We start from the raw sequence: 18448 nt of genomic DNA on the forward strand, positions 1-18448 counted from the left end.
TACCACAGCTAAAGTGACCTATTTATAATTTCAACTTCACCATCTTCATAACGCATAAATAGCTTTTTATGTACTCCTTTTATTATAACATAATCATCAAATAACAGCCTTTTACAAGGTTTATCCTCCTCTTCTACAAAAATCTGAGGTATTTTATTATTATTTCTAAATTTTAAATAGGTTAAATAACCATCATCAAATAGCTCAATCGGAACTATATCCGCATTACCACCTTCATCAATATATGTATAATTGTACTTCGTATCATTTTCTTGTATTATTTTTTCTGGCTTGTCTGTAGTATATTGCATTTGAGTAGGTAAAGAAACCTCATCTAAATCAACATCAAATTCACCTTCTTCTTGAGGATAATAAAAACGTACTACGTAAGATATATCCTTTTCAGCAGAATAATCGTGACCCACTTTCTTAGCATCAGTATCTGGGTATTTATCGTAGTTTGGCCTTGAGATTAAATCAAAAATGTAATTTCTTTTTTTAGTTGTTGTAATAATCATGTTAGTGCGACTACTAACTTCAAATGGCATGATAAGCAATTTATTGTCATAAGGATTAATTTTCCAACTTGATGCATCACCAACAGCGATATTTTTAACTTTTTCTCCTTCCGCAAATTCAATATAAGAATAGTAACCCTGACTAAAAACCACCGTAAATACTTCATTAGGGCTATACACAAAAGTCTTTATTCTACTATCTACAGAAATAGGCTCATTATAATTAATGGATGCGTTTAAATTGCCACTTACAAGTAAAGCTAAAACTAATAATATCCTATACATATTCATCATCTACTCTATATGAAATAACTTGAAATCCTAATGGGTTAATATATCTTTGCTGATCATCCATTTCAAGCGATGCATATCTATATGACATAATAACTATCTTATTTTTTCTTGTGGAACTTCCATCTTTCCGTATAAATTCCACAAAAAACCTCACCTGAAGAGCATCGTTACCCAATTTTTGAATTGAGCGAATTTTAAATTCACTTTTGGTATATGAGTACAAATTAAAAAGATCATCCATATTCTGTGATCCTACATAATTTCTAAATTCATTATACACATTAGGTGAGGAAAACAACCTCACCTTTGTATAATAGTTATAATTATAATGATATGGATCAAAAACCTCCCTTGCTTTTATATACTCTGAAATAAAATAATCGTTTAGCGCTTCATTTGCAGAATATTGTTTTACTGTGACAGGATCAACCAATTGCACTATTCCTGATTTCTTGTCAATTTCTATAACAAATGGCTCAATAGTGCTACTTGTGCTAATTTTAAATATGACTAATATGCTGATAGAGATCGTTGCTAATAATATTAATGCAAATAAAAGTAGAATATTCCTTTGAGCAATAACTGTGCTGTAGCGGTTTGAATTCCAATCTATATCCTTATCTAAGGATTCAGTATTTTTTTCTCGCTTAAAAAATCTTAGCATTTTAGTATTCCTAAAAATCTTAACTTATGTTAATAAACATAGCAAATTAACAAAGTAGTTACAACAAAAAAGCTAAAAAACTCTTAATCTATGGCCTAGCTTACCAAACTTTGTCTCCATATATGAATCGTTATATTTATTACGTTCCACAATAAGTGGTAGACACTTTGTAACTCCTATACCACTACTTTCCAATTCTGACAATTTCCTATCATTGTTTGTAAGTAATTGGATTTTGTTAATGTTCAATTTCTTAAGCATTTTAGCTGCAACAGCAAAACTCCTTTCATCATCTTCAAAACCTAATATTCTGTTTGCATCAACAGTATCAAGATTATGTCCTCTTTGCACACTGTACGCTCTTAACTTATTAGTTAAACCAATGCCTCTTCCATCTTGCATCAAATACAATATAATACCACTTCCAGAGTCAGCTATCATTTGAATTGCTTGATGTAACTGACTTCTGCAATCGCATGATAAGCTATCCAACAAGTCACCCGTATAGCACGAAGAATGAATTCTTACTAATGGTTCGCCATCTTTATCTGGATTGCCAATGATAATTGCATGATGTTCTCTTCCACCACTTTCTGTTCTATAAGATATGATATTTACTTCTTGAGTCTGTTTTAAAAATAATGATGTTTTGCACACTTCATATACATCCTGATTTTCTTGAAAATTATTTATGAATGACGTGTCCAGTGCAATAACGTCATTTTTCTCGCACCAATTTCGCATTTCATGGTTATTCTCAAAAGTCATATCAGTCACTAACGCGTATGGCAATAATTCTGAGAACTTAAGCAAGGCAATAGCACATTCATCTATTGTCTTTGAGCATTGCAACTCTCTTATGCAATCTTCCTTTGAACAGTTTATTAAAGGGAGCAGTTCATCAAAATTATTCACCAACAGACGTTTGCTGTTATGTTCTTTATTCTGAGATATGTATTTTACCTTACTTGAAGTTAAAGTAACATATACATTACTTGATATAAGCTTGTATTGATTAAATAAATCTCTTTCTAAAGCCTCAGCAGCAGCAAACAATAGGTAATTACTTTCATCATATATTACAATTGGCCGACCGCGCCTGATTTCGCTGATAGCTCTTTCTACCTTATTGCTACTCTGATTTCCTATAAACATTTTTACCCATATTAAGCAGCTATGAAAAAACTGGTGCGGCCGAGAAGACTTGAACTTCCAAGGCCTTATGAGCCACAGCGACCTCAACGCTGCGTGTCTACCAATTCCACCACGGCCGCACTATATTCTAGTTCTTATATAATTATTTTAAATTATTTAATCATTTTAGAATTTTTCATCTAGAGTGTCAATCTGATACTAGAATAATTTAGAAATTACTTGTATAATTTGATTATGAATTTTGTGATTATAAATTTTAATCATTTAAGACAACCTTACTACTAATTTTTAACTTAGGTTTTTATACAAATGAATGTAGCTAATATCTTTATTTTTTTAGCTCTATCTCTTATAACCAGCTTTCATTCTGTCCATGCACAAATATTATACACATGGTCTCAAGTTATTCCAGAAAATAAATTAAGCATACGTGCAATTACAGACAATGACATGTGTCCCATTGTTTATGTCGATGGCGAGGAAATAGAAATGCTGAATCGCAGCTCAATTAACAATGGTGATCATAACGAAACAGTTTGTGAACTGACAGTACAAACAAGTGCCAAAAACATTAGTATTGAGGATCTACGAGTTCCTATATTACCAGAAAAGGTTAATAAAATTGCTTTTATTGGTGACACGGGTTGTAGAATAAATATGTTATTTCAGCAGGAATGTAATTCGGTAGATAGCTGGCCTTTAAAAAAAAATTTAGATTCAATCGCCCTTCATAAACCAGATTTAATTATCCATGTTGGTGATTATCATTATAGACAAACAAAATGTAGAAATACAAAAAAGTGTGGCGATATTTATGGATATAATAAAGAAGTTTGGTACGCTGATTGGTTTGAGCCTGCAAAGGATATTTTATCACAATCCCCTTTCCTTTTTGTTCGTGGAAACCATGAGAGTTGTGATAGAGCTTATGAAGGATGGTTCAGGTATCTAGATTCATACCCCTTTTCGTCTGAAAAATGTGGAAACTTCGTTTCTAGTTGGTCCTTAGATGCTGGACCGATGAAATTTTTTATCTTCGACTCTTCATCCGGTGAGGATATTTTTACAACCCAAAGCACAATTGATGCTTTTGAGAGGCAATTTGATAAATTGATACAAAATAGTTCTGACAAGCCCATGTGGTTTTTAACTCATAAACCGCTTTGGAGATCTCCAAAAAAAGAATTTTTGACATTAAAAAGCCATGGTAATCTTACACAAATTGAAGCTTTTGGAGATAAATTTCCAAGCAATGTCACTACCATAGTTTCTGGCCACATTCATATAGCCCAGATTTTATTAATGGATAATGTTCCAGACCAGATTATAGTTGGAAACGGTGGTGCATTATTACACGCTCAAGATCAAGAGCCTGTTTATCAAAATGTAGAATTTGACTATTCAAATGGTAGAAACTACTTAGCACACGAGGTTAGAAACTTTTTCGGTTTTGGCTTTGCAATACTAAACTTAGATGATCACAAATTTACCTTCTATAATCAACACAATAAGGAAATGTATTCTGCGAAGCTAACAGAAGATTTTAAACTTAAACGTATTAAAACTATAGTCGATTCATTTTAGGACTTGTTATTAGCTATTTTAACAACGCTACTTAAACATTTTTTTTAATCGATTGATTTCATCAGCAAATTTTGAGTCGGTCTTTATAAAATTTTCTACTTGTTTTACTGCATGTATAACGGTAGCATGGTCTCTGCCACCAAAGTTTCTCCCAATATCTGGTAGGCTTTTTTGCGTAAATTTTTTGGCAAAATACATAGCTATTTGTCTTGGCCTTGCAAGACTGCGAAGTCTTCTATTGGATTGCATATCTGCAACCTTTATATTAAAAAATTCAGCTACTTTTTTTTGTATTTCTTCTATTGTGATTGACCTATGATTTGACCTAAGAAGATCGATTAGGGTTTCACTAGCTGATTCTACCGTCATACTTCTTCCAATTAATGAGGTATGGGTAACCTTATTTAATGCTCCTTCTAATTCTCTTATATTAGATTTTATGTTCCTTGCTAAAAACTCTAGGACATCTTTCGGAACATACATATTCATCTGCTCCACTTTTGCCTGCAATATACCAAGCCTTAATTCAAAAGTTGTTTCATTAATATCTGCCACCAACCCCCAACCGAGTCGTGATCTTATTCTTTCTTCCACTCCATCAAGATCACTAGGAGACCTATCAGCTGATATAACCAATTGCTTATTTTGGTCTATCAATGCATTGAAAGTGTGAAAAAATTCTTCTTGTGTACTATCTTTACCACTGATAAATTGCACATCATCTACCATCAATACATCTACTGATCTAAATTGCTCTTTAAATAACATAATATCTTTGCTTCGCAGCGCTGTAATATATTGGTACATGAATTTCTCTGCTGATAAATATACTACTTTTCTTTTTTCTGATGGGGAATTGACTATGTGCCAAGCTATAGCATGCATTAGATGTGTTTTACCAAGTCCCACTCCACCATATAGAAACAAAGGATTGCTGCCTAATATTGGATCTATAGATTCTGCCACACGCTTTGCCGCCGTAAATGCTAATTCATTTGGCTTTCCCACTACAAAATTATCAAAGGTGAACCTTGGATCCAGCGGCGAACCAAGATTATGATTACTTTCCTCTCTGTTTTTTAGTATAACATTAAAATTTGAATTCCTTTCCTCAATTACTTGAATATCAATAGAACGTATGCTTTTATCTTCGCTTTGCCATAATGATAATATTTTTTTCATGTAATGAACTGTAATCCACTCTTTTATAAACCTTGTTGACACGGATAAAAGAACTTCCCCATTTCTGCTACTGACAAATTTTAGCGAACTCAGCCAGCTGTTATATGTTGCTTCTCCATAAAGATTATAAAGACAATTTTGGATTTTTTCCCAAGTAACATTGTGATCCGTTACTGTAATAATCTGATCAAAAAACATAGTAGAAGCCTTAGGGCTAGTTAAGTTCATATACCACACCAAGAAAAAAGCAACAATTAGAAAAATATGAGCTAATCAATAGCTTACTGCAAAATGAAAAGCTAATACTACTTAATACATACTAAAAATTATGGTGATTTTTTGATGGGTTGTAAAGGGTATAAAAACACTAAAATTGATCATTTCTATTTCAAAAAAATGAAAAATTTGTAAATGTCGCTTGTATCGAGGATTAGAAGCATGCTATTAAAAATAGTAATACATTATGTATAAATAAGATGTTAAATTTACTGGCAAATAAGTAAAGTATTCATATAAATATAGCTAACCTAATATAGATTTACTGAAGCAAATTTATGATTATATTAAATAATTTGAGTTGTCATGCTGTATTCGGTATTGAACTAGAGTTTTACATTGAAGGAATAGAAAAAGAATATTTATTTCTGAGTAGCATCAAAAATAAAATAGCATCTCTTGAATTTTCTTGCGAGAAGGAGAATTCTACACATCAATATGAGATAAAAAGTGGTTGTTATACGAACTCCGACAATTTAATTAAGCATTTTGAATTAGCAAAACAATCACTTACTGAAACAGCACAAAAACTAGGTGGGAATGTTTCTTTTAAAGCAAAGCCCTATTTGGATAGAGCAGGCAGTGCATTAAATGTGCATGTTAATTTAGTGAATTCAAATAACGATAACTTCTTTTATATCAATGAGCAAAAGTACAGTGACTATCTGATTCACAGTATTGGTGGATTATGTGCAATGATGAAAAACCATATGTTGTTCTTTGCTCCAAATGATGATTCATATTTAAGATTTCAGTACCCGGATATTCATACTCCAACTACAATTAGTTGGGGAGTAAATAACAGAACTGCTGCGATAAGAATTCCCTATTTTAGCAACGATTCCAAAAGATGCCGTCTAGAGCACCGTGTTCCTGGAGCAGACTGTAACCTTGAAAAAGTACTCACAGCAATAATTGAAGGTATAGTTTTTGGTATAGAGAACAAAATTGCTCCGCCAAATAGAGTGTATGGCATTGCATCTGATTCTCAATATAAGATGAAGAGCTTAATACAACAACTACATGTTAAACCCTAACCCGTTAAACCCCTTTGCTGGCCGTTCTAGCACTTCCCTCACATCATTATTTACCCCATGCTGTAATAGCCACTCTGCAGGAGATAGTTTTCTCTCAGGTTTAGATTCTATACTAATATTTGCACTTGGTCTTTCAGGAAGTGGATTACCAAGCACATCCATGTGTTTAGGTAAAGGTTCCATAACAACATTTGTAGCACTAGAAACGGAATGACTATCTTTAGTATCAGCGCTTTTAGAAAGTGAATTACCTTTGAAATCCATATGTTCAGGTAGTCCATTTTTCATTTTTTCTTCTGCTCTTTTCCTTATTATTTCTTCTTCTAGCTCAGTTTCAGTTCCTTTTGGTTCTTTTACGGTATCTTTTTCTTCACCTTCATCAACACTGCTATACCCTTCATCTTCTGAAGCACCAATAATTTCAGCAGGCTGTTCTTTTTTAGTTCTTATTTTATGAATCAGCAAAAGTAATAAGTAAGTAACTGCAGCAGCAGAAACGATAATGGCTATCTTTGCGGCAATGTGAATTGCTGTTAAAAATATTAAAGCTGATAAAGCCCCAGCTAGTCCAGACACAATAACTTTATTTTTGCCTTTTGTTATATTTAGAATTGCCACCATAATAACCTCTCAAATACTGTTCTAGAATTATTATACAGAAATTTTCTTATACTTGCAATTTTGCGAAAATTTTAATTATTTGCGTAAAGTTTTAAAGCTATACAAGGATTAATTAATATGCAACGTATCTCGACTATAATATTGTACAAACGCACATATTTAGTTAACATTCAACATGCAGAGCTTACTCATAGAGCGAAATAGGACGGTGGTATTATTACTTATAGTAATTTTTATCTTCGGTTCATACGTTTATGTAAAAATGCCAAGGGAAAGTAACCCTGACATACAAATCCCTATAATCAGCGTGTTCGTTGGACTTCCTGGGATTTCTGCTCAAGATAGTGAAAAGCTATTAGTGCTTCCTATAGAAAATGAACTAAGATCCATCGAAGGTGTAAAAGAATTGAGAGCTTTTGCAACTAATGATGGTGCTCACATGATACTCGAATTTGGAACAGAGTATAATAATAAAGAAGTGCTCGATAATGTCCGTTCAAAGCTTTCAAACATAAAAGCGAAGTTACCTGTTGAAGCGGAATCTCCAATAATCAATGAAATAAATTTGAGTCTATTTCCCATATTAAATGTTGGCTTAATTGGTAATCTGCCAGAAAGGGCTTTCACTGAAATAGCACGCAAGCTAAAGAAAGAAATAGAATCTCTGCCAAATGTTCTCAAAGTTGAAGTGGCAGGTGTGCGTAAAGAAACAGTGGAAGTTATAATTGAGCCCACAGTTCTAACAAAATATAACATTCAATCAAACGAAATATTCCAAGCTATATCAAGCAATAATAGACTAGTGGGAGCTGGGTCACTGGAAAATGATACCGGTAAATATTCGATTAAAATATCAGGGTTATTAAAAGATATAGAAGATATTATGAATATTCCTATTAGATCTCAAGGCGATGCAGTTTTGAGAATCAAAGATATAGCAAAAGTATACCCTAGGTTTGAGGATCACCAAGGGTTTGCTCGCATTAATGGATTACCTAGTGTCGTGCTAGAAATTTCAAAACGTAACGGAAAAAACATAATAGACACAGTAAATCAAGTAAAATACTTAATGGATAAGGCAAAAGATCAATTACCTGAAAATTTAAAAGTGGTGTACTTAAATGACCAGTCAAAAAACGTCCGCGATGTGCTTGATGACTTGGAAAACGGCATAATATTCGCTGTGTTGTTAATATTGATCATAATGATGCTTTCTATGGGAACAAGGATTGCTATTCTTGTGGCACTCTCGATACCCGGTTCCTTTCTCATTGGGATAATAGCTCTTTACTTTATGGGCATAACCTTAAATATCGTTGTGCTCTTCAGTTTAATCATGGCTGTTGGCATGCTGGTTGATGATGCAATTGTGATCAGCGAATATGCCGATAGAAAGATGATCTGCGGAATGGACAAAGTAGAAGCCTTTCACACTTCAGTTCGTGATATGTTTTATCCGGTTCTATCATCGACGTTAACTAAATTAGCAGTGTTTTTTCCTCTATTATTCTGGCCTGATACTGTTGGTAAATTCATGCAGTACATACCAATTACAATAATTCTAACTTTGACTGGATCGCTCATTATGGCTTTGGTTTTTATACCAACACTTGGTGCAATATTTGGCAAGCCTTCGATAACTTCAAAAAAAGAAATAAAAAAAATGAGTGCTATAGAAAGTGGTGAGATAAAAAATGCTGGGCCTATAATAAGAGCTTACATACGCATGCTAGAGAAGGTTTTAGATCATCCTAAAAAATTCATATGTGCTACTGTATTCGTCCTGTTTTCATTTAGTGTGCTGTACTTTACCTTTGGTCCTGGAGTGAAGTTTTTTCCGAAAGTGGATTCAGATAATATTTTAATCAGTGTTAAAGCAAAAGAAAGCTTATCAGCTAAAGAACGAGATCTGATACTCAAAGAAGTGGAAGAACGCATTTTGAGCGTTGAAAAAGAAATTCATGTTTCTTATGCTAGATCAGGAGCATTTTCAGACAACGTTATCGCCAGAATTCAACTAGAACTTATGGATTGGCGCTTCAGGCGCAAAGCTAAGCACATATTAAACGATATAAGAAGCAGTGTGCAAGACATGAAAGGAATAATAATTAATGTTCAAGAGGAAAAGTTAGGACCGTCGGCTGACAAGCCAATACAAATTAACCTCAGCGGAAGTGCATCCAATCTGAATTTAGCAGCAGAGAAAATTCTAAAAATTATGGACCAACCTTCATCCGGGTTTATAAATATTCGAGATAGCAGATCAGCACCTGAAATAGAGTGGAATATGAGTGTTGATAAGAGTAAAGCTACAAGTTCTGGAGTAAGTGTTGCAACCATTGGTGATTTTATAAAGATGGTTACAAATGGAGTGTTGATTGGAAAATATAGACCAAATAACACGGATGAAGAAATCGATATTGTACTCCGTTTCCCCAGAAGGGACCGCAACATGAAGACTATAGATAATCTTTTTATCAATACAGTTAATGGCCCGTATCCTATGAGCAACATAGTAAAATATGCTCCAGAAAAAAAGGTAACCAAACTAAATAGGATTGATGGATTACGTACAGTGACAATTTCTGCTGATGTAGATACTGGCTATCTTGTTAATGAAAGAGTAAAGTTCATTCAGAATTCTATTGTCCAGGATTGGGACAAGGGAGTAAAAATTGATTTTAAAGGCGACAAAGAAGATCAACAAAAATCAGGAGTATTTTTGTTAAAGGCTTTTATATTAGCGATTACATTAATGATATTGGTATTAGTGACACAATTTAATAATGTATACTATACATTTATCGTAATGACAGCAGTGTTTTTGTCCACAACATGTGTGTTTTTTGTTTTTTTTCTTATCCAACAAGTTTTCGTAACCGTTATGTGTGGAGTGGGGATAATTGCTTTAGCAGGAATTATAGTAAATAATAACATACTATTGCTTGATGCCTTTCATCACCAAATTAAGGTATACAAAAATGACATCAAGCGATGTGTAATAAATGCTGCAATTTCTCGCATTAGGCCAATCTTGCTTACCGTTGCAACCACAGTTCTTGGTTTAATACCAATGATTACCAGGTTAAATATCAATTTTTTTACGTTACAAATCACATATGATGCTCCATCAAGCCAGTGGTGGGTTGACATTTCAACAACCATAGCAAGTGGAATATTGGCTGCAACGGTCTTAACTTTATTCTTTACTCCGGCGTTGCTTGTCATACAAAGACATGAAAAAACTTGACTTAAATTAGCAATCATTTAACATTTAAGATAGCGTTCTTTGCCCGTTGAAGCTATAATTATAACTAATTACATTGGATTTATTTATTATGATTGCTAATCGTAAAAGCAGTGTTAAGCAGAAAAGTAACAAGAATAACATAGTTGGAAGCCTTGATGTAATAAAAACAGCAGGAGAACTTTCACTTCAAAAAGGTTTAGATTTTAATGTTGTAATAAAGGCACTGGAAAGTGCTATAGAAGCAGTGGCTTATCAAAAATATGGCAGCAAAAGTAAAATCGTAGTTAATATAGATAGAAATACAGGCAAAGTTACTTCATACAGGAAACTAAAAGTTATTGATGATGAATCAGATGAAGAAGAGAATACCGAGTATGAATCAATTACGCTTACACAAGCTAAATTAATAAAAGGAGATGCAAAAGTTGGCGATACTGTTAGTGAATTGCTCTCTCTTAACACTGATCTTGCTTCAGCAAGAATTGCACAGCAAAAGATTGCTCAAATAATTAAAGATGAAGAATCAAAAAAGCAATATGAGGAATTTAAAGACAAGGTGGGAGAAATAAGATATGGTATTGTTAAACAAGTAGAATATTCAGATCTTATTATAGACATAAATGGCACTAGGGCATACCTTCCTTTGCGAAATTTAACCGGTGGTGAATCATTTCGCGAAGGTGATAAGGTTAAAGCTTACATACAGACTGTTAAGCGCTCTGATGATGAACGTCAAATTATTCTTTCTAGAACTCATGAAGGCTTTTTGGAGGGACTATTAAATCAAGAAATACCAGAAATCGCTGACGGATTAGTAACAATTAAAGGTATAGCTAGAGATGCTGGCTCAAGATCTAAGGTTGCTGTTTTCTCTCCTGACAAGCACATTGATCCAGTAGGTGCTTGTGTTGGAGTTAAGGGAGATAGGATAAAAACTATTATACACGAATTAAATGGTGAAAAAATTGACGTTATAAATTACTCTTCAGATTTGGGTCAATTTGTTATTAAAGCCATTACTCCTGCGGAAGTATCGAAGGTTATTATTGATGAAAATGAAAATTGCATAGAGTTAATAGTTGCTGAAGATCAATTGAGTTTAGCTATAGGAAAAAAGGGTCAGAATGTAAGATTAGCTTCAGAGCTTGTTGGATGGAAAATTGAGATATCAAGCACTCAGCAAGAATCAGAAAGGCGAAGTAAAGAACTTAGTCAATGTTCAGCTTTATTTGCTGAAGCTTTAAACTTAGAAGAGATTATGGGTCAGCTATTGGTAACAGAAGGTTTTTCAAGCGTAGAAGATATATCCAACGCTTCAATTAAAGAGCTTGCTTCAATAGAGGGCTTTAATGAGGATATTGCAAACGAACTTCATAACAGAGCAAACAAGCACCTGAAAGCAGAAAATGATAGAAAAATAGAAGAGCTAAAAAGTCTAGGTATGGAAGATGATGTAATCAATTTAACTTTATCAATAGACAATAAAATTGCTCTTAGTAAACATGATATTAAGACTTTAGAGGACATAGCAGATTTATCAAGTTATGAGTTTTGCAGCATACTCTCTTCCTCAGCTGATAGTAAAGAAAATCTAAAAGATACAGTAGACTCAATAATCATAGAAGCACGTAAAAAGCTTGGATTAATATAATAAAATAATATGAATAATGAAGATATCAGTAATAAAAAATTAACGCTCCAAGGCTTAAGCAAGCTTAAATTAGACCTCAATTTAAACTCTTCAGCTAGCCCAAGTACTGGAGCTACAGTAGTAAAAAAAAGAAGAAAAAAATCTCATGATGCAGAAGAACATAATTTATTTGACGAGAGTAAATTAGGTTCTTTAACAGAGAAAGAACAAATTTTCCGCATTAATGCTGTGCAGAATGCTGCTTTGCTGAAAGAAAGAAATCAGAGAGAAGAAAAAGAGAAAACAGCAAAAGAAGACAGCAATAAAGAGATTGACGAGAAAAATGAAGCGGACACTTTATCTAAAGAAATAAATAAGAAAGTTTTAAGTAATACTCACTTAGTTGAACTAAGAGAAGATAATATTGACTATGAGGGCGACGATAAAAAGTCTTCTAAAGTCAACAAAGATATATATTCTAAGCATTCTAAACTGGTAATTGCACAGGCAATAGATGAAAAAACTGAACAACCCCCTGTATTTAAGCAAAGATTTGGTATAAGAAGTAGAAAGTCAAAGTTTACTAAGGGTAAAAATATATCAAGAGAAGTTATTATACCAGACAAAATAACTATCAGGGAGTTATCTGTTCGTATGGCAGAAGATAGCAAGAGTGTGCTAAAAATGTTCAAAGAAGAAGTCGGTGAGAGTTATAGAGTAGATGATCTGGTGGATCCAGATATAGCATCTGAAATAGTGGAAAAATTTAATCATACGGCTAAACGAGTGAGCGATACCAACAGAGAAAAGGATTTATTTTTTATAGAAGGCAGAGAAAGCCTGCCTAAAAAACCTAAACCACCAATCGTCACTTTTATGGGACACGTCGATCATGGTAAAACCTCATTGCTCGATGCATTTCGTGAATCTAATGTTGCAGAAAGAGAGTCAGGTGGCATAACTCAACACATAGGTGCTTATCAAATAACGACAAAAGATAAGCAAAAAATTACTTTTATTGATACACCAGGACATGAAGCGTTCACTGCGATGCGTGCACGTGGTGCCAATATTACTAATATAGTCGTAATAGTAGTTGCAGCTGACGATGGAATCATGAAACAAACAGTTGAAGCAATAAATCATGCAAAAGCAGCAAATGTTTCTATTATAGTTGCTATTAATAAAATTGATAAATCTGAACCTGGTGATGTAGAAAAAATAATTAATAGTTTGCCTCAATATGATCTCATCTCTGAAGAGCTTGGTGGTGATATTATGATTGTGCCAGTATCAGCAAAAAAGAAAACTAATTTAGATAAACTAGAAGAGGCGATTTTGTTAATCGCTGAATTAATGAAGCTAGAAGCAATAGAAGATTGTCGAGCACTTGGATGGGTAATAGAATCCAAAATAGATAAAGCGAAAGGAATATCAGCTACATTGATAGTTGAGGAAGGAACGTTAAAGGTTGGTGATATATTGGTAGTTGGTACAACATACAGCAAAGTACGTAGTATGGTTAATCACCTTGGTCAAAGAGAAAAAGCAGCACTACCCTCCGCTCCAATTGAAATTACTGGTCTAAATGGTGTGCCAAATGCTGGAGATAAATTTGTTGTTGTAAATTCTGAAAAGCAGGCGCGTGAAATTGTTGAATACAGGCTAGAGTTGATCAAGAAAAAGAAAGAAGATTCAGACGACAATAATTTAGATATATTCAGTCGTAATAACAGTGAAACAGAAGAACTATCTGTAGTTTTAAAGTGCGATGTAACTGGTTCTATTGAAGCAATATCAAGTTCAATTGATAAACTCGGTAAAGACCAAGTGAAATTAAATATCCTACACAAAGCAGTAGGAGGGATAACAGATTCAGATGTGCTGCTTGCAGAAGCATCAAGTGCAGTAATTTTAGCTTTTAATGTAAAAGTGGACTCAAAAATAAGGGACTTGGCAAAACAAAAAGGTGTAGAAATACATACTTATAACATAATATACGAGCTCATTGACGACATGAGAATGTATTTAACTAAAATGTTAAAGCCTGTTACACGAGAGGTTCGTGTTGGTTCTGCATCTGTGAGGCAAATATTTAACGTATCTAAAGCTGGTAATATCATTGGATGTTACGTAAGTGATGGAGTCATAAGAAAAGATTCTTTAATTAAGGTAGTGCGTGGTGGCAAATTGGTGCATGAAGGAAAGTTAAAAGCACTACGTAGATTTAAAGATGATGTTAAAGAAGTAGGTGTAAACTTTGAATGCGGAGTATCACTAGAGGGTAATATCGATATTAAAGTTGGAGATATTTTGGAAGCTTATCAATTAGTGCAAGAAGAAAGGGTGTTATAGTAGATGGATATGAAAAAGGAAATTAGAAACCTAAAAATAGCATCGGTATTGCATAGAGCAATATCAAGAGTCCTAATGGAAGGTAAGGTGTTCAATAAAAATGTAGCGGTATCTGACGTAAAATTAAGTAAAGATTTGAAAAAAGCAGATGTATATATTGTGTTATCTTCATTGAATATCCAAGTAGCTGACTACTCAGATTCAGAAAAAAGTACATGGATTTCAGCACCACGCACTGGAGATCCTTCTGAGGATAATTGTGATATTAACACTGTTGTTAATGAAATGAACCAATCTGCATGGTCAATACGTAAATCTATATTGTGTTATGTTGATTTGCGATTTATACCTGAGTTAATTTTCAAGCCTGATTTAGCGTTCGGTAATTTTGTTAATGTAAGCAAAATATTACATAATCACACTTAATTAATGTATTTCAACCGTTACTTTTCATTAATGAGACTGCACAGTTTAACAGGTTTGTGGCTTGTGCTATTTCCCAGTTTGAGCGGTATTCTTTTAGCCTCAACTTCTCTATCGTATCAGGCTCTTTTTCTCCTTGTTTTATTTACTATAGGTGCATTTTTAATGAGACCTGCAGGGTGCATAATCAATGACATTTTCGATAGGGAAATAGATGCGCACGTTGAACGAACAAAATATAGGCCACTTGCAAGTGGTGCATTAAACATAAAGCAGGCTTTGGTTTTACTCTCACTGCTACTATCTATCGCCTTGGTAATTTTATTGTTAACTAATAAAACCACACTCATACTTGGAATAATCTCAATGTGTATGATAGCTACTTACCCTTTATTAAAGCGGTATGTTTGGTGGCCACAATTGTTCTTAGGGTTTACCTTCAATATGGGATCGCTCATGGGCTCAGCAGCAATAATAAACCAGATCAGTATAGAATCCTTGCTGTTTTATATAGGATGCGTCTTTTGGACACTTAGCTATGACACCATATACGCTCATCAAGATAAAAAAGATGATGAAAAACTCGGAATGAAATCTACCGCATTATATTTTGGTAATACAACAAAATCTTGGTTGAAAAGATTTTATTTAATATCTCTTATGGCGTGGCTATACGCTGGTATCTTATCATCATTAAATAACATCTTTTATATTGCTCTACTTGCTGTAGGGTTCATGTTTCACCGCCAATACAAAAATTTCAATCCTGACGATTCCAGTCAATGCATGTCCATATTTAAAAATAATTCCTACGTAGGATTGCTGCTCTTTTTCGGCATTCTTTTAGATAGAATTCTATCACTTAGGTCTTAAGAGTTTTGGCTCTAATGAAGTCAATAAACTCAGGTAGCTCGCAGAAACGAAAAAACCTACTTGACAAACTCCGCCAGCCCCCTTATCATGAAACTGAAGGTGTTCAGTTATCTTCATCTGTGCAGATTAAACAGCAAGAAAACAACGTAGTTGGCGTCTTATTTTTAATTTTTTGCACTATGTGCACCTTATGTCTTCACAACATTTCTGGGTTTTTACCTATATAAGCTGAAACGCGCTTATAAGTCGTTTAAGACAGTATAGTACGGCAATTTGCAGGATTAGAGAGTGAACACTAATTACCACGGGGTTTCTTTTGCCTTTTTTTCTGCCTAGTAAATTTCTTAAACATTTTAGCTAAGGTTAGTTGCACTTAAAAGCAGCTAAATTGCAGTGTTTAAGACTTAAAAAACGCCAAATACTGAAAATAGACAATGACCAGGGCTTCTTTTGCCTTTTTTTTCGTTTGGTAAATTTCTTAATATTTATAGCAACATGAACAAACATTTGAGAGTAACTTCCGCTAGTAGGGTGTCATCCCAGTGCGTGACACTGGGATCTAGCCTTTATTATTTGGTTGAAATTAAGTCTTCTGGATCCCAGTGTCACGCACTGGGATGACAGGAGAAGGAGGCTACTTGCATGACACCATTCTTTTTTCTGGATCCAAGTAGTCAAGCTACTCGGATGACAAGAAAGGAGCACTGCCATTATAGAGTAAAATGAGATCCCAGTGTCAAGCACTGGGATGACATCATAGGGGCTACTTTCATGACATCATTCTTTTTCTTTGATCCAAGTAGTCAAGCTACTCGGATGACACCTTGACAATCGTCATCCCGCTACTTGTTAGCGGGATCTAGAGATACCGCGGCGGTATGAGGTAGGGAAACCTTTCTTGGGTTAGCTAAAGCAGTTTGCAAACCATTCAGAAAAGGGAAGACAAAACTATAGGCGCCAGATGGTTTTTAGCTAAAGTCAAAATTTTCTGCCATAACATGAGCCCATCACTAAGCAGCAGGAGACCTTACATGACCTCCAAAAAATGCTTTTACTCTTTCAAGATAAGTAGGTGGCGTTGGAGAAATGCTTACCTCATCTATTGTAAGATATATTGCCGAATCTACAATGTCATCTGTTATTGATTCCCTTAGTCCTTGTTTTATCTGCCCTCTGTGAATATGTTCCCCATAATCTTTATGAAATTTCACGTAGAGTTCTTTAAACACAAATTCTTTTATAGCATTTCTTGTATAAGAAATGTCGTCCTTTGCCTCATCGTTCATGACACCCCAATCTAATTTAGAATCTGATGAGTATAATTTATCAAAATTTTCCTCAAAATTTTCCTTTAAGACTTTTATCTTATGGTAATGCTTACCCATATATCCTTCAAAAAATCTTTTAGTAGCATTACAAACTAGCCCCCTTATTAGGTGTAAAAGACAAGATTTAATGTGACAGACAAGAATTAACTGACAGAAGAATTGAGGTAGTCAAAACTAATATCAGGCTCTTGTTTAATGCTACTAATGTTTTTCTGAAAAGCAATATATTTACTATCAAAAAACGTTTGCATAGGTGTTTTGCCATAGCAATACTTACCCGAGTGAGGCCTTGTCTCATTATAAGAACGCAACCAATAATCAACATCAATCTGTAGATCTTCCAAAGAATTGTAGATTTTCTTTCTAAAGATAATATTGTAACACTCATCTTGCATGGTTCTATGAAATCTTTCACATATGCCATTGGTTTGTGGAGAGTTGGCTTTGGTTCTAGAATGATCGATATTTTCGATTCCCAAATATAACTGATAAGCGTGATTTTCTGGCTTGCCACAATACTCTGTACCCCTATCAGTTAGAATGCGTAATAATGGAATTTTCTGCTCATCAAAAAATGGAATAACTCTATCGTTGAGGAGGTCTGCAGCTGTAATAGCTGTTCTGTCCGTGTAAAGTTTAACCATTGCAACTCTCGAATAAGTATCAACAAAAGTCTGCTGATAAATTAGCCCTATACCTTTGATATTGCCCACATAATAGGTATCTTGAGAACCCAAATAACCTGGATGTTGTGTCTCAATTTCACCATGAGCTTCCCTTTGTTCTTTAACTTTTTCTAAAGCTGTAAGTTGTTCTTCAGTTAAAATGATTCCTTCTTAAGCTACTTTTGTCTCTAGCGCTTTAAGTCTCTTTTTGAGAGTTTCAAGGTCATTTCTTAGCCATACAGACCTTACTCCTCCCTGAGAAATTATTATACCTCTTTTTCTCAGTTCATTTGCAGCTCTTTCTTGCCCATATGCTGGAAATTCTGTTGCTATACCAATCACTGCTCTTTCTATATCGTCGGAAACTCTGTTCGCTAATAGCGGTTTTTTCTTACTTATTTCATGTAATGCTTCCTCTCCTCCATTTTCATATAACTCCTTAAACCGATAAAATGTATCTCTTGAGTATCCCATCACTTTGCATGCTTGAGATACATTTCCTAGTTGTTTTGCTAGCTCTAATAACCCTAGCTTTGGTTTTAGTATTTTTGTTTGTATTGTACTCATTTCTAACACTCCTTTCTTTTATTATT

Annotated in this window: 14 protein-coding genes, 1 tRNA gene and 1 pseudogene; 8 read left to right on the forward strand and 8 right to left on the reverse strand. The window is 34.0% G+C overall.

Features of this window, described 5'->3' with window-relative positions; all coding sequences use genetic code 11:
* Positions 1-8: 8 nt before the first annotated feature.
* The 4 genes from virB9 to ACE38O_RS04680 all read right to left on the reverse strand — a co-directional run bounded on the left by virB9 (position 9) and on the right by ACE38O_RS04680 (position 2750).
* Positions 9-809, reverse strand: coding sequence for a P-type conjugative transfer protein VirB9 (virB9, locus tag ACE38O_RS04665; protein ID WP_250295789.1), 801 nt, complete (start codon positions 807-809; stop codon positions 9-11).
* A complete protein-coding gene (locus ACE38O_RS04670) occupies positions 796-1476 on the reverse strand; it encodes a virB8 family protein (RefSeq protein WP_374698415.1) in 681 nt (226 codons plus the stop codon). The genes virB9 and ACE38O_RS04670 overlap by 14 nt, the downstream gene beginning before the upstream one ends.
* A 72-nt stretch (positions 1477-1548) precedes the next feature.
* Entirely contained in the window at positions 1549-2631 is a 1083-nt protein-coding gene (locus ACE38O_RS04675; RefSeq protein WP_374698416.1) for a GTP cyclohydrolase II, read from the reverse strand.
* A gap of 31 nt (positions 2632-2662) precedes the next feature.
* A tRNA-Leu gene (locus tag ACE38O_RS04680) sits at positions 2663-2750 on the reverse strand.
* A gap of 190 nt (positions 2751-2940) precedes the next feature.
* Between ACE38O_RS04680 and ACE38O_RS04685 the strand changes: the two genes are divergently transcribed.
* Positions 2941-4215 carry a metallophosphoesterase gene (locus tag ACE38O_RS04685; protein WP_374698417.1) on the forward strand — a complete coding sequence of 425 codons (1275 nt, stop codon included), beginning with the start codon at positions 2941-2943 and terminating at the stop codon, positions 4213-4215.
* A gap of 27 nt (positions 4216-4242) precedes the next feature.
* Here ACE38O_RS04685 and dnaA read toward each other — a convergent pair whose 3' ends face one another.
* Positions 4243-5625: a chromosomal replication initiator protein DnaA gene (gene dnaA, locus ACE38O_RS04690; RefSeq protein ID WP_374698418.1), complete on the reverse strand. Its 1383-nt coding sequence runs from the start codon at positions 5623-5625 to the stop codon at positions 4243-4245.
* Between the two features lie 326 nt (positions 5626-5951).
* On the opposite strand from dnaA, the gene ACE38O_RS04695 reads away from it, so the two are divergent.
* The gene (locus ACE38O_RS04695) at positions 5952-6710 is read left to right on the forward strand and encodes a glutamine synthetase (RefSeq protein ID WP_374698419.1); all 759 of its coding nucleotides are present in this window, start codon (positions 5952-5954) and stop codon (positions 6708-6710) included.
* Here ACE38O_RS04695 and ACE38O_RS04700 read toward each other — a convergent pair.
* Positions 6693-7331 (reverse strand): hypothetical protein, encoded by a 639-nt coding sequence (locus ACE38O_RS04700; protein ID WP_374698420.1) that lies wholly within the window; start codon positions 7329-7331, stop codon positions 6693-6695. The genes ACE38O_RS04695 and ACE38O_RS04700 overlap by 18 nt on opposite strands.
* Positions 7332-7506: 175 nt before the next feature.
* On the opposite strand from ACE38O_RS04700, the gene ACE38O_RS04705 reads away from it, so the two are divergent.
* The 6 genes from ACE38O_RS04705 to ACE38O_RS04730 all read left to right on the forward strand — a co-directional run bounded on the left by ACE38O_RS04705 (position 7507) and on the right by ACE38O_RS04730 (position 16483).
* On the forward strand, positions 7507-10581 hold the full coding sequence (locus tag ACE38O_RS04705; protein ID WP_374698421.1) for an efflux RND transporter permease subunit: 3075 nt from the start codon (positions 7507-7509) through the stop codon (positions 10579-10581).
* Positions 10582-10669: 88 nt separating this feature from the next.
* Entirely contained in the window at positions 10670-12232 is a 1563-nt protein-coding gene (nusA, locus tag ACE38O_RS04710; RefSeq protein WP_374698422.1) for a transcription termination factor NusA, read from the forward strand.
* Positions 12233-12241: 9 nt separating this feature from the next.
* Positions 12242-14566, forward strand: a complete 2325-nt coding sequence (gene infB / locus ACE38O_RS04715; protein WP_374698423.1) for a translation initiation factor IF-2 — start codon at positions 12242-12244, stop codon at positions 14564-14566.
* Between the two features lie 9 nt (positions 14567-14575).
* The gene (locus ACE38O_RS04720) at positions 14576-14992 is read left to right on the forward strand and encodes a ribosome-binding factor A (protein ID WP_374699088.1); all 417 of its coding nucleotides are present in this window, start codon (positions 14576-14578) and stop codon (positions 14990-14992) included.
* A 3-nt stretch (positions 14993-14995) separates the two neighbouring features.
* On the forward strand, positions 14996-15862 hold the full coding sequence (gene ubiA / locus ACE38O_RS04725) for a 4-hydroxybenzoate octaprenyltransferase (RefSeq protein WP_374698424.1): 867 nt from the start codon (positions 14996-14998) through the stop codon (positions 15860-15862).
* 495 nt (positions 15863-16357) lie between these two features.
* A complete protein-coding gene (locus ACE38O_RS04730) occupies positions 16358-16483 on the forward strand; it encodes a hypothetical protein (RefSeq protein ID WP_374698425.1) in 126 nt (41 codons plus the stop codon).
* A gap of 389 nt (positions 16484-16872) precedes the next feature.
* On the opposite strand, the gene ACE38O_RS04735 is transcribed toward ACE38O_RS04730, so the two are convergent.
* Together ACE38O_RS04735 and ACE38O_RS04740 are read right to left on the reverse strand one after the other, a co-directional pair.
* Complete coding sequence (locus ACE38O_RS04735; protein WP_374698426.1) at positions 16873-17247, reverse strand: hypothetical protein; 375 nt, start codon at positions 17245-17247, stop codon at positions 16873-16875.
* Between the two features lie 86 nt (positions 17248-17333).
* Positions 17334-18422: pseudogene (locus tag ACE38O_RS04740) on the reverse strand (IS481 family transposase).
* Between the last annotated feature and the right edge of the window lie 26 nt (positions 18423-18448).

The sequence above is a fragment of the Wolbachia endosymbiont (group B) of Limnophora tigrina genome (assembly GCF_964263235.1).
In the GTDB taxonomy this organism is placed as follows: Bacteria; Pseudomonadota; Alphaproteobacteria; order Rickettsiales; family Anaplasmataceae; genus Wolbachia.